18 protein-coding genes are annotated in these 23,630 nt (G+C 38.9%); 4 read left to right on the top strand and 14 right to left on the bottom strand.

Annotation, left to right across the window (positions count from 1 at the left end; translation table 11 throughout):
• Positions 1-4: 4 nt before the first annotated feature.
• Positions 5-436, top strand: coding sequence for a nuclear transport factor 2 family protein (locus tag ACFSKV_RS20225; RefSeq protein WP_380807035.1), 432 nt, complete (start codon positions 5-7; stop codon positions 434-436).
• A 65-nt stretch (positions 437-501) separates the two neighbouring features.
• Here ACFSKV_RS20225 and tnpA read toward each other — a convergent pair whose 3' ends face one another.
• From tnpA to ACFSKV_RS20270, 9 genes are all read right to left on the bottom strand, one after another.
• Positions 502-939, bottom strand: coding sequence for an IS200/IS605 family transposase (tnpA, locus tag ACFSKV_RS20230; protein WP_380807036.1), 438 nt, complete (start codon positions 937-939; stop codon positions 502-504).
• A 208-nt stretch (positions 940-1,147) separates the two neighbouring features.
• Positions 1,148-2,827 (bottom strand): hypothetical protein, encoded by a 1,680-nt coding sequence (locus ACFSKV_RS20235; RefSeq protein WP_380807038.1) that lies wholly within the window; start codon positions 2,825-2,827, stop codon positions 1,148-1,150.
• A gap of 684 nt (positions 2,828-3,511) precedes the next feature.
• A complete protein-coding gene (locus ACFSKV_RS20240) occupies positions 3,512-4,984 on the bottom strand; it encodes an autotransporter outer membrane beta-barrel domain-containing protein (protein ID WP_380807041.1) in 1,473 nt (490 codons plus the stop codon).
• Positions 4,985-5,689: 705 nt separating this feature from the next.
• Entirely contained in the window at positions 5,690-7,171 is a 1,482-nt protein-coding gene (locus ACFSKV_RS20245) for a T9SS type A sorting domain-containing protein (protein WP_380807044.1), read from the bottom strand.
• 752 nt (positions 7,172-7,923) lie between these two features.
• The gene (locus ACFSKV_RS20250) at positions 7,924-10,143 is read right to left on the bottom strand and encodes a glycine-rich domain-containing protein (protein ID WP_380807046.1); all 2,220 of its coding nucleotides are present in this window, start codon (positions 10,141-10,143) and stop codon (positions 7,924-7,926) included.
• Positions 10,144-10,584: 441 nt separating this feature from the next.
• A complete protein-coding gene (rho, locus tag ACFSKV_RS20255; protein ID WP_380807048.1) occupies positions 10,585-12,372 on the bottom strand; it encodes a transcription termination factor Rho in 1,788 nt (595 codons plus the stop codon).
• 554 nt (positions 12,373-12,926) lie between these two features.
• Positions 12,927-13,616: a DNA repair protein RecO gene (gene recO / locus ACFSKV_RS20260; RefSeq protein WP_380807050.1), complete on the bottom strand. Its 690-nt coding sequence runs from the start codon at positions 13,614-13,616 to the stop codon at positions 12,927-12,929.
• 63 nt (positions 13,617-13,679) lie between these two features.
• Positions 13,680-14,264 carry a thymidine kinase gene (locus ACFSKV_RS20265; RefSeq protein ID WP_380807052.1) on the bottom strand — a complete coding sequence of 195 codons (585 nt, stop codon included), beginning with the start codon at positions 14,262-14,264 and terminating at the stop codon, positions 13,680-13,682.
• A gap of 3 nt (positions 14,265-14,267) precedes the next feature.
• Positions 14,268-14,594, bottom strand: coding sequence for a 2Fe-2S iron-sulfur cluster-binding protein (locus tag ACFSKV_RS20270; RefSeq protein WP_380807073.1), 327 nt, complete (start codon positions 14,592-14,594; stop codon positions 14,268-14,270).
• 39 nt (positions 14,595-14,633) lie between these two features.
• Here ACFSKV_RS20270 and ACFSKV_RS20275 point away from each other — a divergent pair, with 39 nt between their 5' ends.
• Positions 14,634-15,752, top strand: a complete 1,119-nt coding sequence (locus ACFSKV_RS20275) for a hypothetical protein (protein WP_380807053.1) — start codon at positions 14,634-14,636, stop codon at positions 15,750-15,752.
• Positions 15,753-16,174: 422 nt separating this feature from the next.
• On the opposite strand, the gene rodA is transcribed toward ACFSKV_RS20275, so the two are convergent.
• From rodA to ACFSKV_RS20300, 5 genes are read right to left on the bottom strand one after another with little or no spacing between them, the layout of a single operon-like run.
• The gene (gene rodA, locus ACFSKV_RS20280; protein WP_380807054.1) at positions 16,175-17,449 is read right to left on the bottom strand and encodes a rod shape-determining protein RodA; all 1,275 of its coding nucleotides are present in this window, start codon (positions 17,447-17,449) and stop codon (positions 16,175-16,177) included.
• Between the two features lies 1 nt (position 17,450).
• Positions 17,451-19,253 (bottom strand): penicillin-binding protein 2, encoded by a 1,803-nt coding sequence (mrdA, locus tag ACFSKV_RS20285; RefSeq protein WP_380807057.1) that lies wholly within the window; start codon positions 19,251-19,253, stop codon positions 17,451-17,453.
• Complete coding sequence (locus ACFSKV_RS20290; RefSeq protein ID WP_380807060.1) at positions 19,254-19,775, bottom strand: rod shape-determining protein MreD; 522 nt, start codon at positions 19,773-19,775, stop codon at positions 19,254-19,256.
• The gene (gene mreC, locus ACFSKV_RS20295) at positions 19,768-20,601 is read right to left on the bottom strand and encodes a rod shape-determining protein MreC (RefSeq protein WP_380807061.1); all 834 of its coding nucleotides are present in this window, start codon (positions 20,599-20,601) and stop codon (positions 19,768-19,770) included. Before mreC ends, ACFSKV_RS20290 begins: the two co-directional genes overlap by 8 nt.
• A gap of 7 nt (positions 20,602-20,608) precedes the next feature.
• Entirely contained in the window at positions 20,609-21,637 is a 1,029-nt protein-coding gene (locus ACFSKV_RS20300; protein ID WP_380807064.1) for a rod shape-determining protein, read from the bottom strand.
• Positions 21,638-21,856: 219 nt separating this feature from the next.
• Here ACFSKV_RS20300 and ACFSKV_RS20305 point away from each other — a divergent pair, with 219 nt between their 5' ends.
• Together ACFSKV_RS20305 and nusA are read left to right on the top strand one after the other, a co-directional pair.
• Positions 21,857-22,327, top strand: a complete 471-nt coding sequence (locus ACFSKV_RS20305; protein WP_380807066.1) for a ribosome maturation factor RimP — start codon at positions 21,857-21,859, stop codon at positions 22,325-22,327.
• 5 nt (positions 22,328-22,332) lie between these two features.
• Positions 22,333-23,577 carry a transcription termination factor NusA gene (gene nusA / locus ACFSKV_RS20310; RefSeq protein WP_380807068.1) on the top strand — a complete coding sequence of 415 codons (1,245 nt, stop codon included), beginning with the start codon at positions 22,333-22,335 and terminating at the stop codon, positions 23,575-23,577.
• Positions 23,578-23,630 lie beyond the last annotated feature (53 nt).

Raw genomic sequence — 23,630 nt, forward strand, 5'->3', positions numbered from 1 at the left:
TGAAATGAAAAATTCCTCCTTATTTCTTCTTTTCTTTTTACTATGTACCGCTGCCTTTTCCCAAACACCCGAAGAGGAAAAGGCAGCCATTGCCAAAACCATCCACTTGTATTTTGAAGGGATGATAGAAAGGGATAAGTCCAAACTGGATCAGGCATTTGATCCTTCGACCAGGTTGATCGGGTATAGGGGTGATAAATTTACAGTGACACCTTATGAGGAATGGGCTAGCGGAACTGCCAAAGGGGAAAAGCGCAATCCAGCTGATTTCCAGAACCATTTAGTGGGCATAGAAATCAAGGGCTATACTGCCATAGCCAAAACAGAGCTCTATTGGCCGGGGATTTATTATTATGATTTTCTGACCTTAATCAAGATAAATGGACAGTGGAAGATTGTGCATAAGACGTGGTTTGAGGAAAAAACCTCTGGCTAAAGCCAGAGGAAACCAAGAAGGCTAAAGCCAGAGGAAACCAATATTAGAGAAAATGCAAAAAGCAGTTATTCTTCTATCCTCTCAAAACCATGCTTTATGATCAAATCTTCATATTCTTCCAAAAAAGAATTCTCCCTATGATGAATATCCTGGTTAAGGATATATGCTTTAACCCTAGGCAGATGGGATTCCGAAATTGATATTCCGTAATACTCACGTTGCCATGCAAATTTCTTTGGGACAAGCTTTTCCTTATTTATCCAGAAAGAAGATTCTCCTTTGATCATTTGCATAATTGAACTAATAGTTTGATCCTTCTCCAAGGAAATCAAACAATGACAATGCTCTTTCTGGACGGCTAAATATTTAATGAAAATCCCCTTTTCTTTTGAGTTTTCAAGGATATGGATCCTTACTTTTTCCCTAAGTGACTTTCCGATCAATAAGGGTTTAAATTTCTTTGTGGTCCAGACAAAATGAATGTAAACTTTAAGAAATGGCATGGCGATTAGTTAAAAAATTAAAATATAAAAATCGGCCAAATCCTAAGGGAAACCAAAAAACTGACTAAACATAAACGGATAAAATTCTCAATTGGAACATTTAATTGGTAACCTCCACCTTTAGGTGGGGGATATAGACTCCTTGTGGTAAAAAAAATCCACTACCCCTTGCGGGATAGTGGCTTCTTTCACCTAACCTAAAAAAATTCTACTGCTTCAAAACTTTGATATGCTCTACTTTTTGTCCCCATTGGATTTCGACTACAAACACCCCTTTGGGTATTCTGCCTACCATCTGGGCCAAAGCTGCGTTCATTTCTTCTTCAGAAGCTACAGCCATTACCTGGGACTGTGCAGAAGGATGTACCAATCTAAAGGTGATCTTTTCTTCCTCATATTGTGACCTATCCAACAGGTTGATACGCAACTGTTGGCCATTGGTCGGATTGGGATAAGCTCTCCAAACCCCACTGGTGAATTCAATACCAGAGGTACGGACTGACATCACAGGAGAATACATATAATTTCCATTCATATCCACTTGCTTCAAGCGGTAAAGGACATTACCACCAGACAGGGGCAAGTCTTCATCCATAAATTCATATTCAGTTATACTGTCCTTGAAACCCATGGCAATTACTTCACCGATTTTTTCAAATTCCAATCCGCTTAAAGCCCTTTCAATCTCAAAGTGGCTGGATTGCCACTCTTTTCCAGTTGCCCAGGAAATGAGAGAAGTTCTGGTTTTGGAATTGTGGTGGGCATTATGATAAGTTAATTCTACGGGGAGAATTCTAGCACCAATATCAAATTGATCAATCCTGCAAGTCCCTGTTGCATTATCGATAGTGGTTAACTGATAAGTACCGACCGGAAGACTATCAATTCTAGCTTCTTCAGAATAAAACTCGATATCATCAAGTGATGTCCAATAATAAAAATAATCGCCCGCAGTAAATGTAACATCAATAACTCCTGTGGAATCACCTTCAAAGGTATCCGTCCTATCAACACTTTCAATTACTGTGTCGGATAACAATGCATTTGGGACAGTCACTGATTGGGCAACTTCAGTTCCTATCAAAGTTCCCTGTGTTACGACCAAAGAAACATCTATTATAGTTCCCTGCTCTTGATTTAACAATGCCGGATTAAACACGGTTGAAGTTTGAACAGTACCATCAGAAAATTCAAATTCCCACGCTAAATTATAGGGGTTGGTTGGATTTCCTCCAAAAAGAGAAGTGATGACAAATGAGACATTAGTCTGGGTATTATCTTCTATATAGCAGTCAAAAACAGGACCGAATGAATAGGCCAAGGTTCCAACTTCTATGGGAATGGTCGGCTGATTAAGACATTGTGCCGCAGGATAATCCTGACAGTCATATGCATCTTCCAAATCTTTACTGTTATTCCTTCCAGGAGTCCATGCTACTAATGGTCTTGATAATTCATAAAATTCATTCACACAATCCACAGTAATGTTTGGAATTTCCAAAGTCACGTAACATGTACCCGTAGTACATGGATTGAGGGTACCCAAAAATTCATTGATGTAATATTCATCTAAGGGATCTCCTTCAGGATCATTTCTGTCCCTCTTTAAAATGTCTGCAATAATCCTAACATTGTTGATTGGGGAATTTGCATTCGAGGTATATAATATTGAAATATAAAAAGGTCCGGTACTTTCACAAATATTGTTTGGATTACCGGCTGCATCACTGAAATAAACGTTAAGTATAGAATAATTTGAAGCATTTCCCCTACAGATAACGCAACTTCCATCTCTCAAATCAGGCTTATTCGGGTCCTGTCCGAAACTTTCGAATCCCACTCCCAGGAAAAGAAAGATTAAGGATACTATGGTGAATAAATTCTTCATAATTTTAATACGGTCTATTTTGTATTACAAATATATATAATTGTATTTCATATATCCAAATAAAAACAGATAAAAATGCATTTTTTTGCATTTCATATACTTTATTTTGCTTTTAGATGGCTTATAAAGGCTATTTTAGGGCTTATAAATGGCATCTTTAGAATGGAGATGACTTCCTTCGTCATCTTGAGCCGGAGGAACAGCTTGTCCCGAAGTATTTCGGGAAAGGCGAAAGATCCCTTAATATTCGAGTTAAGAGATTCCTCGTGCCTACCGATGACGTATGTTTCGAAGAAGCCGTCACCCTGAGTGAAGCGAAGGGTCTCAAGAGGATCAGGAAATGGAAAAATGGCTATAAGAGGCGGATCTCACAGAAATTCAAACGTCTAACTGTTCCACGGGAGATCCCTCGTGCCTCGGGATGACGGCTTCGAAGCAGTCGTCACCCTGAGTGCAGCGCAGGGTCTCAAGAGGATCAGGAAAAGGATAATATTCCCAAGAAGGGTTGGATTTCCTCATAAATTCAACCGTCTAACTGTTCAGCAGGAGATCCCTCGTTCCTCGGGATGACGAAGTTCTTATTCTCATTCATATTCTGACTTTCATTACCCCCTGCTTTAGCTGGGGACAAAAAAACCACTACCCCTCTCGGGATAGTGGAAAAAAAACAAAGTGAAAAAATTATTACTGCTTCAAAATTTTAATATGTTCTACTTTTTGGCCCCACTGGATTTCGACTACAAAAACCCCTTTAGGCATTTTTCTAGACAGATCAGCGAGCTCTTCATTCATTTCATTTTCCGACCCCACAGTCATAGGTTGGGTCTGAATCATAGGATGGATCAACCTAAAGGTCAAAGGTTCCTGATTATACTGACTGGCATCCATTAAGTTAATCCGCAATGAATTTCCATCGGTTGGGTTAGGGTAAGCACGCCATACTCCGTTTGTGAATTCAATACTGGATGCACGGACTGACATTACTGAGGAAAAAGAATAAGTGCCGTTTAAATCCACTTGTTTTAACCTGTAAAGAATATTGCCACCTGTTAATGGCAAATTAGAGTCCTCAAACTCATATTCTATTGCACTTTCACTCCAACCAGCAGCCTTAACTTCTCCGATTTTTATAAATTCCAAGCCAGTTACTGCACGTTCAATTTCAAAATGGGAAGACTCCCATTCCTTGGCTGTGGCCCATCTAATTACAGAGGACCTGGATTGTCTTAAAAATCTTGCTTCCACGTATACATACTCAACTGGAAGAATTCTACAATTTCCAATTTCATAAGTTGCCGTTGGTCTTTCAACGGTAACGTTACCACCCGATTCAGGGGGTAAATTTCCATCACCACAAACTCTAACTGAACCAAATTCTTCTACATCTAAAGTTCCATTATTCCCATCAAAATCAATGTTTCCTCCAACCTCAACTTCACTATTTCCTTTAACAGTTAATCCAGAATTACCCCTGATAATCAAATCTTCATCAATAACCATTACTCCACTTCCAAAATTCTCGACTGTTGCCTGACCTCTAACGTCAAGTGTCCTAGTTCTGAATAAACCTGCATTTCTAATTGAAATATTATTTGCAGCAAATGTAGTAGGGCCATCCACTACAAGTACACCTCCTTCATCTATTTGTAAATTTGAGGAATTTTGCAAATCAAGTGCATTTGTATAAACTCCTGCACCACCAACTGTATTACCACCAATTCTTATAACAGCTAATGCATTACCGGTTCCTGTGCCAATGTTCATACTGCCACCGATATTGAATTTACCCCCATCGTATGTGAATATTCTAAAATTTGATCCTTTATTAATATTAAGATTCCCACTTAGGTTTAGGTTTACACCTAGATTAACGTTTATCCTAATTAAATTTGTAGCACTTATTGTTAAACTGCCAATATTTATCTCATGATTAACATCAATAATTATAGTACAATTAGATGTGGTAGTAGTTAAAGGTGGAAATAAGGAAGAGGAACAAGTCCCTGAGAGGTCCCAGCACGACCCATCTGAAAAATAATTTGGATTATTTGAGTCACAAGTCCCGTTTGAAGTGTAGTAAATAACCTGCCCATACCCCTTCACTGCCACTCCAAATAGCAACAACAGGGAAAATAGTATGAAAGTAAAAAATCTCATCACTAGGGGGCTTATCTGATAATAAATTATCGGGCAACAAATATAATATTTTGCAGTTCATATAACAAACCAAAATAGAATAAATTAATTAAAATGTATTTCAAATACTTTATAATGTTTTTTTGATAGGATTTAATACTATTTGAATATTTAAAACCTAAAAAATTGATTAATATCCATATTCTATTTTAATCTTTTCCTATAGTCAATTATTAGCTTTCTATAAAATCCGTTTTTTTATATTTAGCACTCAAAAAATAAATATTATCAAAATAATAAAGAGGTATTTTAGTTTTATACAAAATTTTCTTTCATTTATAAAACTCATTCTTCAAATAGACCCTAGTAAAATACAATCCTTGGACCCGATCATTCCTCATTTCCTGAGGTATTCAATTCTTTATTCCTGATTTTTGGAACCCCCTCGATCTGAGCCAGTCCATTAAAAATATGCCCAAGGGAATGATGATTGTTGAAATAATTACAAACGATAATGTGGAGCGGATTAAGGTGATGAAAAAGTAATTTAGAATGTAGAGGGATGAATGAAGAATTTCGGATTTCGGAATACCATTAAAAGTTAAGGCTTTAAGGTTTTCATTGAGGGAGTTATAAACTCGACCGACCATCCGTCAGGTTTGGAATTTGAAGTTTGGATTTTGGATTTTGAAAATTGGTAATTGGCAATTAGTAATTGGTAATTGATCATTGTTTAATTATCTTGAGATACTCAATCTTCTGATCCCAGTTAACTTCGAGAATATAAATCCCATTTGGAACTGTCATTAATTTTTGGTGCAATTGATTGGAAATCTCCTTCAAATCAGAGCCTGATATCTGAATACCTTCGGCACTTGGAGCAACCAATCTAACTTCAATATTACCCTGTTCCAATTCTTCTATCCTGATCCGTTCCAGTTTAAACTGCTCGCCTGTGGTAGGATTGGGATAGACCCTCCACGCTCCTTTTGTAACCTGTATGGAGGGGATTCTGACAGAAATAACCTTACTGAAAGTTATTCCTCCTTCAAAACCCACCTGCTTCAATCTGTAAAGAATGTTTCCGCCTGATAAAGGAATATCACTGTCCTTAAAATCATATTCAGTCAGAGTATCCTTCCATCCCATACCCTGCACTTCACCGATTTTCTCAAAATCTTTGGTTCCTCCCAATGACCTTTCGATTTCAAAATGGCTATTCCCTTTTTCTATCGTTGTCGCCCATTTTAAGGAAGTCCTTCTTTCCTCCTGATGCCATGCACTTTCGAAATATTTTAGGGAAACAGGCATGATGGTAATATTACATAAAATGGGATCATCCAATATTTCATAAATGGCATCATCATCAATCTGATCAATTTCTTCAGGCTCTGGCCTCATGCCGCATACATAAACTTCACCCTGGGTAGTTATATTTATATTTGATCCACCATTCACCAGAAAATCAGTATAGATGGTAAGTGAGGCTGTTTCTGTTACATTTAAATTCCCACCATTTACCTCAACACTGCCTTCGACGACCACTTCGCTCTGACCAGTAATGTTAAGGGTAGAATTACCGGCAATAGTAATCCCTCCTTCAGGATCAGAAACATATACATTAGAACCTCCTGTCGTTGTAATATTGTTGGTAGCTCCTGCCACATCGATACTTCCAGTTTCAAAATTCCCGGCCACCAAAATATCCGATCTGTTACCCCTCATTTTTGTCTCCCCAAAAACAGTCAGATTTCCCCCGGCCCTAATATCTATTGTCACCTGACTGCCATTTAAATCCAATTCATCAAAGATGGCCTCTGCCCCATTATGGATTACCAAATTAAAATCATTCTTTACCTCTACCAGATTAGCGGTCAAAACCCCTCCAAAAACGTTAATGGTGGTACTCCCTTGGTTTGTGGATGTAAGATTTCCATTTATAGTCAAAGAAGCATTCATGTTCAAGGTAAAACCACTTCCTGATGCAAAATCTCCTGAAACGGTCCTGGGATGGTTTAAATTAACAGTTACTGCACAGTTGTTGGAAATCCCTACGAATGGCGGAACACTGGGAATGGTGACATTACCCGAACAAGATCCGGATCGGGTCCAGCAGGAGGCATCTGACCAAAGACCTGAAGCACATGGGGCAGAGGTATAGGTGATTTGACCATATCCCTTGGATATGGTACCAAAAATGATTAACATAATAATTAAATGGATAAAAATCCTATTCATATTTATTATTTAAAGTATGCCTGTTAAAAAGGAGAAACTTCTAATCAGTTTTTTTATATATCATTATTTTTTCTTTGTTTTTCATTTTATCCATGCTTTTGATTTTTGGGGCCTATCATTTTAAAAAATGTTTAAAAATTAGTTTATAAGGCTAATTTTTGAACTCAATTGTCCATGATAGATAGCATGAAAAACTATGTGAAATTGAATTAATTCTTAGAATTAGTCAATTTTTACCATGTATATTTTTAATTTTTGGGACACAAACCAGATTTCTGGATATGTATTTCGTTTTCAGCATTTTAAAAAAAATAAAAACTAAAAACACAAGTAAAAAATATATGAGTTTTTGATCTTATAGAGTCGTTATCCTGTTTCTGGAGAAGCAGGATAACAAGAGATCAAGGAAGTCTATCTACTAGAAGGGAATATTAATAAGTGAAAATACGAACCACAAAGTCAACAAAAGGGAACAAAAGAATGGGAAAAATATAGTAAAGGGTTTTAGGCGACAGACTTCCTATATCGGTCAACGGTCATCAAACATTTGAATATTTGAATGTCCTGCTTCTGGAGAAGCAGGATAACAAGAGGGGAACAAGGCAGAGAAATATAAAATTTATTACGTATTGGCAAAAGGCTAGAATGTCACTAATTTTTAGTCCTGCTTCTGGAGAAGCAGGACAACATAAAGCAGGACAGCATCAAGCACATAAAATCGATTATTGCTTTAGTACCTTGATATGCTCCACCCTGTTGCCCCAAGAAATTTCTACTACATACACACCTTTGGGTGATTGTTTCAATTTCTCCTGTAAGAATGAGGAAATGCTGTCCAAATCCAATCCTTTTAAAATTTGAATTCCTGAAGTTGGTGAAACGAGTTTAACTTCCAATTCTTCCCCTGCATACCTCTCAAAATCCAACAAATCAAGTCGGAACTGATCTCCATTGGTGGGATTGGGAAAAGCCCTCCATACTCCTTGGCTGATCTGAATGGATGGCAACCTTACTGAAATCACCCTGCTATAGTTGAAATTCCCCTCCTGATCAAATTGCTTGATCCTGTAATACAGCATTCCTCCCCCCAAAGGAAGATTTTTATCGGCATAACCCAAATGGCCTTGGGTGCTGATCTTTTGCCAATTGTCTAAATTATTGACGCTCCGTTCAATATCAAATTGAGTATCTATTTCTGAATCAGCCACTTGCCAGGACAATTCTACCCACCTGTCCTTCTCTATAAAATCAGCATCAAAGAGGAGAAAATCAATAGGCAAAATTCCAAAACTTATTCTTAAAACTACCAATCCAGCAGACCCAGCTCCTCCTGAATTCCTTCCTGCACCCCCTCCAGAACCTGTATTTGCTCTCCCCGCTCCTCCAAGTCCATTTTCCACAGTTCCTTCTCCATCACCTCCCAAATCTATTCCGGAAAATCTACCTCCTGTCCCTCTTCCATATTGGTTGGCAGGGTTTCTTCCTGTAGATCCTCCCCCACCACCAAAAGCATTTTGAATATTTGGTACATTGGTCAGTATATCCAGTGCAATACCATTTCCTCCGCTTCCAGGATTATTATTAGCCCCATTTCCACCAGCTCCTCCGGCACCACCACCTCCTCCGCCATTGAGTTGATTTCCATTTCCCCCTCTCCTTCCATCTCCTCCTTGCCTAGTATTGCTACCATTGTTACCTCCTCTTGTCCCAGCTCCACTCCCAGCTCCATTATTTGCGGCAGCGCCTCCTCCTGAACCTCCCATTGCGCCATTTCTTGCCCCTGAAGAAGATGAACCTCCTCCTCCTCCCCCAAGCGAAACTACTCCGAAAAAGGCAGAGACATTTCCATTATTTCCTCTTGAATTTAGAGCAGATGATCCTGTCCCCCCCGCTCCCACGACCACCGGATAAGCTCCTCCTACTACCAATGGAATTGCATCTCTCCTGATGATTTCACCAGCGCCACCACCACCAGCAGCTTCTCCCAAACCACCTCCGCCACCTCCCGCAACTACCGCTACAGAAATATCCAATATTTCTTCACCTGATGGCACAGGTGGCACAACAAAAGTATCTGAACAACTGAATATATACACCACATCATAGCCATTGCTGGTCTGAAGAATTTCCTGTTGTACACAATTTCTGGTTGGACAGGAGCCTATAACTGCCCCTCCTGCCAATGCATTCCCGGTCGGCGCCTTATTCACATTTAAAGGAGAACCTGCAGGTCCAAGGTTATTACCTGTAATCTGTCCATTATTTGAAAAAGCTCCGTTGACAGTGATACTATTGCAATGGTTGGAATTCAGGTTACTGATCTGACTGTTGCTGTTCAACTGCATCGCCCCTCCGACCGACAAATTACCAGCAAAATTGATACTTGTATTTGCGTTGACAACTACGGAACCTCCAATGCTGGTGTTTCCTTTTAGGGTCACATTGGCATTGCTGTTAAAATTAACCGCTCCTGTGATATTCAATATCCCATTACTGTTTAATGTGGAATTACTGGAAATCGTGGTGTTTCCGGAAATAGTCATTTCCCCGAAATTATTGATAGCCTTATTGGAATTGATATTTCCTGAAAAAGTAAACTGACTGTAATTATTAATGGTCCAATTACCATTAAAATCGCTATTGACTTGCAGAAATCCAAAATTTTCAATCCCTGACAATCCGGATAATTGCTGGGCATTACCGTTCCAGGTGGCTCCATCTGCTATACATATGGAAATATTATTCCTGTTGTTAAACGAAATTGGGTTGGTCCTGTTACCGGAAATACAGACCACACTTCCGTTAACCATAGCCCCAATAGGTACATCATTCCCATTTATTGTAACCGTACAATTGCTGCACTGTCCACTTACCTCAAAAATTACGGCAAAGCCAATTAATAAAACCCAAAGAATAAACTTAGAAATCCATTCAATTTTCATAAAATAATATTCAAATAATCTTTCATGTCATCCTGCCAAAAACATATTGCAGGTATTTTTATACACTAGGGCTTATAGTGAAATGTGCTATTACTACTAAATTTTCAGGTTCAAATATAAATGAAGAATATTAAAATTAAAATATTTTTTCATGTAATATTACAATTTACTAATTTTTGATTACAAAAAACAATTTTAATAATTTGAATGTAGATAATCATTGAAAATAAATCAAATTTTGAGTTTTGATCTGCATCAAACATCCCTAATCGGTTATAAAGTTTTAGGATATTGACGTTCCTGCTTCTGGAGCTGCAGGATAAATAAAGGATAAATAAGACCTGTCAGGTTTTGGAAACCTGAGAGGTCTGTCTGAAAGAACTATAATAAAAAAAACCCGACATCACTGACGGGTTTTCAAACTTGTATATTTTGGGCTATTTACCCATTCATGGAAATCAAAAATTCCACATTGTCCCTGGTACCTTTCATTCTCTGTAACAAGAATTCCATGGCTTCTTGGGAAGTCATATCGGACATGAGTTTTCTCAAAATCCAGACTCGCTGCATTTCTTCTTTGTCCATCAACAAATCTTCTCTTCTGGTTCCTGAACTTGGCACATCGATGGCCGGATAGATTCTTCTGTTGGATAACTTTCTGTCCAGGGCCAGCTCCATGTTGCCGGTACCTTTGAATTCTTCAAAGATCACCTCATCCATTTTTGAACCTGTCTCTACCAATGCCGTGGCGATGATGGTCAAAGAACCACCATTTTCCACATTCCTGGCCGCTCCAAAGAACCGCTTCGGTTTATGCAGGGCATTGGCATCCACACCACCTGAAAGGATCTTTCCGGAAGAAGGTACCACAGTATTGTAGGCCCTGGCCAATCTTGTTATAGAATCCAACAAGATCACCACATCATGCCCGCATTCCACCATTCTCTTGGCTTTTTCCAATACAATGGTAGCTACTTTCACATGTCTTTCTGCCTGTTCATCAAAAGTAGAAGAAATTACTTCTGCCTTTACTGACCTTGCCATATCGGTCACCTCTTCCGGTCTTTCATCTACCAAAAGGATCATCAGATGCACTTCGGGATGGTTTTCCGCAATGGCATTGGCAATCTGCTGCAAAAGAACTGTCTTACCGGTCTTAGGCTGCGCCACAATCATACCCCGCTGACCTTTTCCAATTGGAGCGAAAAGATCCAAAATACGGGTGGAATAATTGTCTGCTCTGGTGGAAAGGTTCAATCTTTCCTCAGGGAACAAAGGTGTCAAATATTCAAATGGAATCCTGTCACGGATTTCTTCTGTGGTCTTGCCGTTTACAGTAATTACCTTTAATAAAGCGAAATATTTTTCGCCTTCTTTGGGAGGTCTAATGGAACCTTTGATATGGTCACCTGTTTTTAAACCAAAAAGTTTGATCTGGGAAGGAGAGACATAAATATCATCCGGCGAAGCCAGGTAATTGTAATCCAAAGATCGTAAAAATCCATAGCCTTCAGCCATGATTTCCAGTACGCCTTCATTTTCAATGATCCCCTCAAATTCTTTCATGCTCACATAAAGTTTCTTTTTGTTGGGAACCACTTCGGCGCTTGGAATATGTGCTTCTTCTATATTTTTAAAGTTTTTCCTTCTGGGTAACTCTGTCTCCATTTCACCCGGCATTGGAGCAGGAGTAGGTGTGGATGATGATGAGGGTGCAGGCGATGATGATGCCACAGGTTGAGGAACTGCCTCCACCTCAACTACTTTTCTTCTGGGGCGGATAAACTTCGGTCTTTCTTCCTCTTGAACAGGAGCAGTAGTAGGGGCTTGTGCCGGTGCTGGGGATTCCTTTTTAGGTTCAAAAGATTCTCTTCTTGGCTTTGCAACAGCTACAGATTCAGTAGGTTTTTCTTCTTTTTTGGAAGTTGGCTTTTCTTCATTGGCCAGTTCCTCCACATTTTGTCTTCTGAATTTGGGTTTGCTTTGTTCTGGCTGCTCTTGCTTGGGTGATTGAGCTGGCTTTTCTTTTTTCTCCTCTTTGACTTCCACTTCGACTGAGGAGGGTTTCTTTTTGGGTAGGGCTTGCTCCGGGGTGATGGCCTGTTGGTCCAAAATCGCATAAACCAAGTCATCTTTCTTTAGATTTTTGAAGTTTTTCACTCCTAATTCCTCAGCGATCTCCTTCAATTCAGAGAGAAGTCTGATCCTTAATTCTTCTATGTTATACATAAAAAGCTTATGATATTAATTGATAATAAGATGTAATAAGTAGATGTGTAAATAATGTTGAATAGGTGTATTGAGTATTACTGATCTGAATAAAAAAGTATTCAGGAAAGTATAAAATCCAAGGGGAGGAGGATTAAATTATACTGTAACGCCACAATAATACGTCAACATTATCAAATACGCAAATTTTAGCCACAAAAGAAACAATAAGTTGCATTGGCCTTTGGGTTCAAAGTCTTTCTGAAATAAATTAAACCTTTTACTTTACTTATATACGCTATTAAAGTTCCAAAATATAAACCCTATTTGAATTATGAAACAACATAAATTCATCCGAACTAATGATAAAGTCGGTTTTAGATTTGAAAAGAATCCAATTTAAGCGCTAAAAAATTCATCAAAAGAAACAATCTATATATACCTTAAAAACTCCCATTTCCCACTTTTAACTTCTGCCTTTTGCCTTTTTACTTGGCTCTTATTTTTCCCACCCCATATCCTGGCCCTTGGCTAAAAATGTCCAAAAGGACATTTTCCTAACGGCCAGTCCTCTCCTACCCCATCATCTGCCTAAGCACTTTTACAGATTTCCATTCCGCTTCCTGTTCCAGGTGTTTGGAATAGAAAATCAACATATGGTCCAAGAGATTTTTACGAACCAAAGCGGGTATTTTTCCATTGAAACCGAAAGACTCCCGGATCAACTGATTCAAATAGTGTATCTCAGGTTCCCAATCAATCTGTTTGGTCAGGTTTTCCTTCAACTCCTCAAAAAACTCACCTGCTTCATCCGGGGCAAAGCCCAAATAGCGGGATGTTTCCCATAAGAAAGCAATTGGAAAATGGGAAAGTATAACTTTCTCTTCATCCAACAACTGTATAGAGTCCATCAGGAAATCGAATAAACTTTCATTCTGATAGCCCTCATAAATGGACTTGCCCAATACCTCCGCTATGAACATGGCAATTCCTGAACGTAAAAAATCAAATGGAATCCTTTGGAATGATTTGGACAATTTGATTTCTGAAATCCTGTTAAGGCTAACATTTTCTTTTTCATATACTACCAGATCCAAAAGCGTAAGGGGTTGGTAAAACCCCATTTTTGTTTTGGCCTTAGTGCTTCTAACCCCATTGACGATATAGGCTTTTAATCCCAATTCCCGGGTAAATATCTTTACAATGATAGAGGTTTCCCTATACCTTATATATGATAGGACAATTCCCTGGGTTTTGGTCAACATGACATGAGTAAATGGTAAAATGAACTATCCATTATGTGCCTAAAAACAAAAAACCAGATCATCTTATTTCTTGTCTTCAAAGAAACATTTTCTGCATCTTGCCTCATAGGCTTCTTTTTCTCCCAACACTACTTTCTCTTTAATATCGCTCAATCTTAAGGAATAAGAAGCAAGATCACCGCATTTCATGCAAATGGCATGTACCTTGGTAACATATTCAGCAATGGCTAACAACTGGGGCATAGGTTCAAAAGGATTGCCCTCAAAATCCATATCCAAACCGGCCAAAATGACCCTTTTCCCTGAATTGGCCAACACAGTAGCTACATGAACAATCCGGTTATCAAAAAACTGCACCTCATCAATCCCAACCACATCACAGTCACCGGCAAGGAGGATGATGTCTTCCGCAAAATTTACAGGAGTAGACCTGATTGCATTCTCATTGTGCGATACCACATCAAACTCATGGTATCTTTTATCAATTGTCGGCTTGAATATTTCAACTTTCTGCCTTGCAATCAGGGCCCTATTTAATCGTCGGATCAACTCTTCCGTTTTTCCGGAAAACATCGATCCACATATTACCTCAATATGTCCTTTTTTGCCTCTTGGGCCAAGCTTTCCAATGGAAGGTTCTATAAACATGTTCTATTCACTGTAAACCATGTGGGGGAATTTATTCTCCTCGGCTACCCGGATTCGGACAACACCTTTTTCTATTTTTGCCTGACAAGATAACCTTTCCGATTGACTCAATCTGCCCTTTTCCCGGAAAAATTCTTCCCTAGGACTTAATGGAGAAAGGTTATCCAACCCTTCCTTGACAATCATCTTACAGGTAGTGCACCTTCCCTTTTTTCCGCAGGCATGCATCCAATCAATATAGTTTTCATGAATTAATTCTATAACTTTACGATGATTTTCAGATGATTTGATTTCAAAATGATTCAGATTTTCTATAACAATTTTAATCATCATTTTCGTTGTTGAAATGTAATAAACTTTCTGTTTCCGATGAGTATAACAATCAATGAACAATATTTAAAGGAATATGCTGCCAAATTTACCGGCAAAATCTGTGATGATTATTATTCCAGTAAAGAATACATGACCGGACAGGCAATAGTTCAATTGAGCCCTGTAACACAGGTGAATTTTTTTATTATCAAGGCGCTCTTTGAAGCCTGGCAGATGGAATTGGAAAAATTAAAAAGCAATCCTTATTTTGATTATAGGGATATTACAGTCCATGAAGCCCTAAGGGAATTTATGAACGTACTTTCCAGAACGATCAAAATCAAAAGAAGGGATTTTGAACCTTTGGTAGAAAAAGCTGTTTCTGAAACCATTCTCTTAGCCCTTGACCCGGTTTCTTATTTTGAAAAAGAATTCGATAAATATGAAGCCAACCAATTAAACACTTATTTAAAGGATAATAAAAAATATTTCAAATGGCATGTGGAGCTTATTGAAAACCTTATTGATAAGGCAGGGCTTTCCCGTACCCATTCTGCCTATAAAAGCCATTTAAAGCAAAATTTTGTTAGGCTTGAGGAAAATTTTGTGTCAGGGGAAAAATTATTGGATTCCTTTAATACGGTGATTCCTCTTGATTACCAAATGCTGACCAAAGGTGGAAAACCGGCCAAAACGGAGGAAAACATTTCACAAAAAACAACTGAAGAATCAAAGCAAAATTCCAAAGCCATAACTGAAGAACATGAAAAAGCAGTTATAGCTGAAGAAAAACCCACAAAAATAAATGAAGTGGCTACGAATGGTACCCTTCAGGAAGGCGCTCGCAGACAGGCAATAGGGGAAAAGGCAATAGATCCTGGTCAGATATGGGAAAAATTTGAATCAGAGGGATATGCAATCATGAAAGGAACTATCAAGGACCTGACTGAAAGTGTAGGGATAAATCAGCGGATCATGTTTACCAAAGCACTTTTTGATGGAAATCCTGATTTATTACAGAATGCGCTTAAATCCATTAATTCCTGTTCTAATTTTTCTGAATCGGTTCAGTTATTGAACAACCGTTTTGTGGAAGAACTCAAATGGGATAAAAATTCAGAAGTGGTCAAAGAATTCCTTCAGTTGGTATATAGGAAATTTGATGTGAAAGGGTAAGTCTGAAGGTCGAATTTCGGAAGGCGGATTTCGAAAGTGAGAGGTCGAAAGTGGGATGTCAGATGTCGGATGTGGGTGTGTGTGAAGTCGGAAGTGGGGTGTCAGTGAGGATGTCGTATTTGGATGGCAGGGATATAAGCTTCGCGATATAAATGGAAATTTGCCTACGGCGATATATTTAGAGCTAAGTCCAGTTAAGATTCTTTTCGATAAAAGTGTCAACCATTTTCAGGACGAGACAAAGTTCATCAATCCTGAAGGGGTTGAACAATCCGAATTGAGATTTAAAAAAGTGTAAAGTTAAATCGTGTCGTGACATGGATGTAAAAGGAAATCATTGAAAAGCCTTAATGAATTTCCTTAATCTCTCAACTTCTCAATGGTTCAAAATCCGAAATCCGCTTTTCGAAATCCAGATTCCCTCAACTCATCCTTCCCAACAACTGAATCCTATGTGAATCAAGTTTGATGAAAATAAATAGGAGTATGGTAAAAGACCATAAAGAAGATCCACCATAGCTAAAAAATGGCAAAGGAATGCCCACCACAGGGAAAAGCCCCACTGTCATCGCAATATTGATCATGAAATGGAAAAGAAGAATTGAAATCACACAGTAACCATATACCCTTGAAAACCGGGTCTTCTGTCTTTCTGCCAGGTATACCAATCTGATCAGCAGGGCGCAAAACAGAAAGATTACCACAAAACTTCCTATCCATCCAAATTCTTCTCCCAAGGTGCAGAAAATAAAATCCGTATGTTGTTCAGGAACGAAATCAAACTTGGTCTGGGTTCCTTCTAAATAACCTTTTCCAATGAATCCTCCGGAACCAATGGCAATCTTGGATTGGGTCACATTCCAGCCAACTCCCAGTGGGTCTATATCCGGATTGAACAATACCATAATCCTATTCTGTTGATGTTCGGGCAATTTGGAAATTACATAGTCCAAACTGTAAGTATATCCAATGATGAGCCCTCCCAATAGGGAAAGGCCTAATATCCTGGAAATCTTCTTTTTCCCCATCAAAATCAGTAAAAGAACAATAAGCCCAACAGCTATTACGATGTATATGTTGTTTTGAACCCCAATTGCCAACAAGGATATTGTAATAAAAGTCAAACCAAGAATATAGTACCGCTGGGGCATGCCTTCTCGATAAAGCATGATAAAAAAAGCGGAATAAACCATTGCTGTCCCTGTATCTGGTTGGAGCATTATCAAAGAAACAGGAAGGAAAATAATCAATAGGGCCTGCAATTGATATTTGGTCTGACCCAGATCGAAGCTGGGCCTTTCCATAAACTTGGCGAGGGCAAGGGCCGTTGCGAATTTGGCAAATTCTGCAGGCTGCAACCTGAAAGCTCCAAATTCAAACCAGGCCCGCTGTCCATTGATTTCTTTCCCAAAGAATGGGGTAATCAGAAGAAAAAATAAAAATATGCCATAGAGTACGAGAGAAAGATTCTCAAACAACCGGTAATCTGCTACCATGATGACTGTGATCAATAGTAATGCAGTTCCTATCCAAACCAGTTGCTTTCCCGAATTAATGGAAAAATCAAAAATACTTTTTGCTGCCTGTTCATCATATACTGCAGCATAGATATTAAACCATCCAATTATGACTAAGATTGCATAAATGGTAATGGTCAACCAGTCGATCTTATTGATATATAAATCGTCCTGTCTCACGCTATTCCATAAATTTTCCTAACAGGACATATTCCTCCAAGGCAGGTCTGGAGATTTCCCCTTTGATGTATTTTTCTATCATCAAGCTCGCTGTACTGGCAGCTGCCCTCCCTCCCCAACCGGCATTTTCAACATAAACCGCAATAGCTATTTTAGGATCTTCTTTAGGGGCAAATGCTATAAAAACAGAGTGATCTTCCCCTTGAGGATTTTGGGCCGTTCCGGTCTTACCGGCAATGGTTATATCCTTGATGGCTGCTCTAGCAGCAGTACCATAAATGGCCTCTGCCATCGCATCCTGTATCAGATCAAAATGCTCTGGGTCCACACCGACATCATTCTTGGTACGGTATTGGGCCGGTATTTGATTGGGATCCCCATCAATGGCTTTGATCATATGAGGCGTATAATAATACCCTTTATTGGCAAATATGGCAGCAAGATTAGCCATTTGCAATGGAGTGACCAACATTTCTCCCTGTCCTATAGACAAAGAATAAATCGTTGAATATTTCCATCTACCAGGCCCATAAATCCTATCATAGAGCCTGCTTGAAGGGATGGAGCCTCCTTTTTCATTACTCAAATCAACTCCCAATGGTCCACCAAGACCGAATTTAACCACATATTCCCTCCATGCATTCAGGCCAACTTCTGTATCCTTAAAAGTATTGCGGGAGACTTCTCTATTGATCATGTTCCTATAGGCCTGATGGTAGTAGGGATTGCATGAATATTTCACCGCACCAAAAAGGTTGACCGGACTTGGGTGGTTATGACATGCCACCAATGACCTGTTACAGGAGTAGGTAGTATTCGGGGTAAGTACGCCCATCTGTAAACCTACCAGGGACTGTACAATCTTGAAAATAGATCCCGGAGGATACATGGCCATGATCGGTCTGTTGAACAGCGGTCTGCTTTCGTCCTGGTTCAATTCGAGGTAGTTGGAGCTGAATTTACCTCCGGTTAGAAGATTGGGGTCATAACTAGGTGCAGAAATCATGGCCAAAACCTCACCCGTCTTGGGTTCAATGGCAACTACCGATCCTCTCTTTCCAGCCATCAACATTTCTCCGTACTGTTGAAGGTCCAAATCAATGGTTGAAGTCAGGTTATGTCCTGCTACAGAAGCAGTGTCGTATTCCCCATTTTTAAACGGTCCCTTGTCAATACCACGGACATTTACCATTTTATATTTGACTCCTTTTACTCCACGGAGCTGATTCTCATAAAAACCCTCTATTCCGCTTAAACCTACATAATCTCCCTGGCGATAATATTTAAGGGTGTCTCTTTCAAGTTGACCGGGGCTGATTTCGCCGATGTATCCCAATGCATTGGCAGAACTAGGCTGTGGATAAGACCTTATCGCCCTGGTCATCACAAAAAGACCTGGATAGTCTATCAGATAATTTTGGATCCTTGCAAAATCTGTAGTAGAAATCTGCTTGATCAATGGGGAAGGTTTTACCGGAGAATACTTCCTTGCTGCAGTATAGGACTCAATCAGGTGTTCTTTGCTGATTTGAAAAATTTCACAAAACTTTGCGGTATCCTTTACACTGAATTCCTTTGGGATGATCATCAGATCAAAAATGGGGTTGTTATATACCATAATTCTCCCTTTCCGATCATAGACCAATCCCCTATATGGATGGTCCACTACGCGCTGAATGGCATTTCTTTCAGCTCTTTTTAAAAAACTATCATCCGCTACCTGGATCAAAAACAATTTAGTCAGCAATGCCAAGCCCACTAAAATGATGGCAATGATGATAATAAACGGTCTTTGGTCATTCATTTAAATACCCCTCCTTCTCCTGTAAAATAAAAGTTGGACAATTATACTCATTAGAAATGCAAAGATAGCACTCCCAATAATTTTCTGAACGACAGGAAGGAATAAATTCGTTCCCAAACTTTCGATAAAAAAAAATAAGGTATGATGGAGAAGAATCAAAGGTAAACTATAGGTAACATACCAGCCCATTCCCATATTAAGTAAAGAAGGATTGAGATTTTCATCATAACCTCCGGTAGGGGTCAGGATGTTTAGCCATGTGTTCCTGATAAATGCCGTTGCCACCAGACTGGCGGTATGGATTCCAATGGTGTCATAAAATAGGTCAACCCCCATTCCCATTGCAAATGAAATCAGCATGACGGGGATTGTTTTCATTTCTATGGGCAAAAGCAGGATAAAAAAAACATATAAAAAACAAAAAGATGTACCAAAAACAACCATGTTTTTAAGTAGCACAACCTGCACGATCAAATAAAGGATAAATCCTCCAACCAATAATAAAACCCTATTGCTAGTCATCTGCCTCCTCCTTAGGTTGGTTCAATGAATTTATTTCTTCAGCCTGGCTGTTTTCAACCAAATAAACAAAGGACAACTTGGTGAAATCCGTTGCCAATTCGATGGTAATATCCAAATAATTTGTTTCTGGTCCAGGTTTTACTTCTACTACAGTACCTATTGGAATACCCTCAGGAAATACAGCATTGTATCCGGATGTGACCACTTTGTCCCCTTCTTTTACCACCACATGCCGGGGAACATAGAGCAATTTAGCAAACTTTGGATCCCTACCATCCCATTTGGTTGATCCAAAAACCTCATTCGTGACAATTTTAGAGGAAACCAGTAATTCGGTATGCAACAAAGAAATAACAGAGGAGTAATTGGAAGTAACTCCTTTTACCCTACCCACTACGCCTTCTTCATTGAAAACACCCATGCCTTCTTTTATCCCATCTTTGGACCCCTTATTCAATGTGATAAAATTCTGGGATAAGTTAATGGAATTGTTGATGACCTTGGCACCCCTGAAATGAAAGTTGCTTGCCAAAACACTATCAATTTCAATAAAAGAACTGTCTTTGGGTTGCTTATATTTTTCAAGTTCAGATAATAATTCTGCATTCTTTTCCACCAAACTTTTATTGACGGAGGAAAGAGAAAAATATTCTACGACATTATTTTGGGTGTTAAGAATGCTTGCACTTAGCTTATTTGAACTATTAAAAAATACAGAGCCCTGTTGGGAATTATTGGATACAATCAAATAAATGGCGATTGTTTCCAATAACACGAAAATTAAAAAAACCCTTATCCTATAGAGAAATAGTAAAATGCTCTGCATCCAATCATTAGGTCATCAAGACAGTTCTGAAGTTATGAATATTTTTCAGGGCAGTACCTGTACCCCTCACCACAGCCCTCAGAGGATCTTCTGCAATGTGGATAGGCAGTTTGGTTTTCTGATGTAATCTTTTGTCCAGTCCTTTTAGAAGAGCTCCTCCACCAGTAAGGTGAATACCATTATCATATATATCCGCCGAAAGTTCCGGTGGAGCGATTTCCAAAGCTTTTAGCACTGCCTCTTCAATTTTGGATACCGACTTGTCAAGTGCAAATGCTATTTCAGAGTAAGAAACCTTGATAACTTTTGGAATACCCGTCATAAGGTCCCTTCCCCGAATTTCATAATCCTCAGGGGCATCTTCCAAATCGGTCAGCGCAGAACCTATGGCAATTTTCACCCTTTCTGCAGATCTTTCACCTATCAGGAGATTATGCTGCCTTCTCATGTAATCAAGTATATCTTTGGTAAAAGTATCACCTGCAACCCTGATAGATTGATCTGCCACGATTCCCGAAAGAGCAATCAAAGCAATTTCAGTTGTTCCGCCCCCGATATCCACAATCATGGAACCCATTGGCTTTTCAATATCAATACCAATTCCTATGGCAGCTGCAATAGGCTCATAAATCATATAAACTTCCTTTGCCCCTGCATGCTCAGCAGAATCCCTGACCGCCCTCTTTTCTACTTCTGTTATTCCGGAGGGAATACAGATGACCATCCTATGTGATTGAGGGAACATGCCTTTTTTATGCCCGGGTATCATTTTGATCATTCCTCTGATCATTTGTTCAGCGGCGTAGAAATCTGCAATTACACCATCTTTAAGCGGTCTGATGGTTTTGATATTTTCATGTGTCTTTTCATGCATGTTCATCGCATCTTTGCCTACGGCCAGTACCCTATTAGTGGTACGGTCGATGGCAATGATTGATGGCTCATCCACTACTATTTTGTCTTTATGTATAATCAGCGTATTCGCTGTACCTAAATCAATAGCAATATCACTTGAAAAAAAATCGAATAATCCCATTAGTATATTTGATTGTTTTTGATTTTGTCAACCGTTGAATTTAACACTCTTTGTGCAGAACTTTCAACGTGGGTCGGCAAAATTATTATCTAATTCCCAATTTATTACAAGATTCCTGTTTTTTTTTGTGGGAATAATTTTATTATCTTTGTGGCGTATTATCCGTGCTAAAGGGAGGGGACAAAAGTCCCCTCTTTCATTTCACGGCAAATTAGTAGTATGAGCTTAAAACAGACCATAGAAGAAATTGTAGAAAAACATCTTCCTGATGCTTCTCATTTCATTGTGGAAGTATTAGTTGCTGAAAAAGCACACAAACCCCATGTCAAGATATTACTTGATGCAGACAAGGGCCTCAGCATTGATACCTGTGCGATGGTCAGCAGATTGGTTGGAGATGAAATTGAAGCGAAGGACCTGCTTCCTGACTCCTATGTATTGGAAGTATCTTCACCGGGGATTGATTACCCATTATCTTCCAAAAGGCAATTTTTCAAAAATATTGGCAGAAAGTTGAGGGTTACGCTTGTAGACGGCAAAGATATTGAGGGTGAATTATTGTCAGTTGGAAATGCTGATATCCAACTAAAGGTTAAAAAGAAAGAAAAAGGCAAAAAAGCAACCGAAGAGGAGATCAATTTGCCTTTGGAACAAATAAAAAAATCAATTGTGTTAGTCTCTTTTAAATAAAAAAAATGGATGCTAAAGTTCTTATAGAATCATTTGCAGAGTTTGCAAGATCTAAAAATGTGGATCGCCCTACCATGATCCGTATTCTGGAAGATGTATTTAGAGCGATGATTCGCAAGAAATATGAGACCGATGAAAACTTTGATGTGACCATCAATGCGGACAAAGGTGATTTGGAAATTCTTAGAATCAGAGAAATTGTAGATGACAATTCAGAAGATATCTGGGATATTGATAAAATCAGCTTATCCGATGCACGCAAAATCGAGCCGGATTTCGAAGTCGGGGAAGAGGTTTATGAAAAAATCGAACTGGAAGAATTTGGCAGAAGAGCAGTGATGATGGCTAGACAGACCCTGATCCAAAAAATAAAAGACTTGGAAAAAGATTTACTATTCAACCAATATGAGGAGTTGGTAGGTGAAATCGTCTCAGCTGAGGTATATCAGATATTGGGAAGAGAGGTTCTTTTGATTGATGGTGAAGGCAATGAATTGATCTTGCCAAAAGGAGAACAGATTCCAAAAGACCGCTTCAGAAAAGGGGACACCGTAAAGGCTATTGTACATAAAGTTGAAATGGTCAATGGTAATCCTAGGATTATCTTGTCAAGAACATCTCCCATTTTCTTGGAAAGACTTTTCGAAAATGAAGTCCCTGAAGTTTTTGACGGCTTGATTACAATTAAGAAAATCGTCAGAGAACCAGGGGAAAGGGCTAAGGTTGCCGTTGAGTCATACGATGACAGAATTGACCCGGTAGGTGCCTGCGTTGGAATGAAGGGAAGCAGGATACATGCCATTGTAAGAGAACTACAAAACGAGAATATCGATGTAATCAACTATACCGATAATCTGGAATTATATGTATCAAGGGCGTTGAGCCCAGCTAAAGTCACTTCTATCACTGTGGATAAGGAAAACAAGAGAATTTCAGTTTTCCTAAAACCAGATCAGGTATCCATGGCAATAGGTAAAGGAGGTTTTAACATCCGCTTGGCTTCAAGACTTGTCGGTTACGAAATTGACGTGTTCCGTGAATTAAGTGATTATGAAGAAGAGGATGTGGATCTCGAGGAATTCGTAGATGAAATCGACGGATGGGTAATCGATGAGTTGAAAAAAACAGGTTTGGATACAGCAAAGAGCGTACTTTCCTTAACAAAAGAAGATTTGTTGAGAAGAACAGAACTGGAAGAAGAAACCATCGACGAAGTATTTAAAATTTTGAAACAGGAATTTGAACAATAAATAAAGGCCATGAAACACAATAAATGGCCTATATTTGCAAAATTATCAGAGAG

The organism is Shivajiella indica (assembly GCF_042683085.1).
GTDB lineage: Bacteria > Bacteroidota > Bacteroidia > Cytophagales > Cyclobacteriaceae > Shivajiella > Shivajiella indica.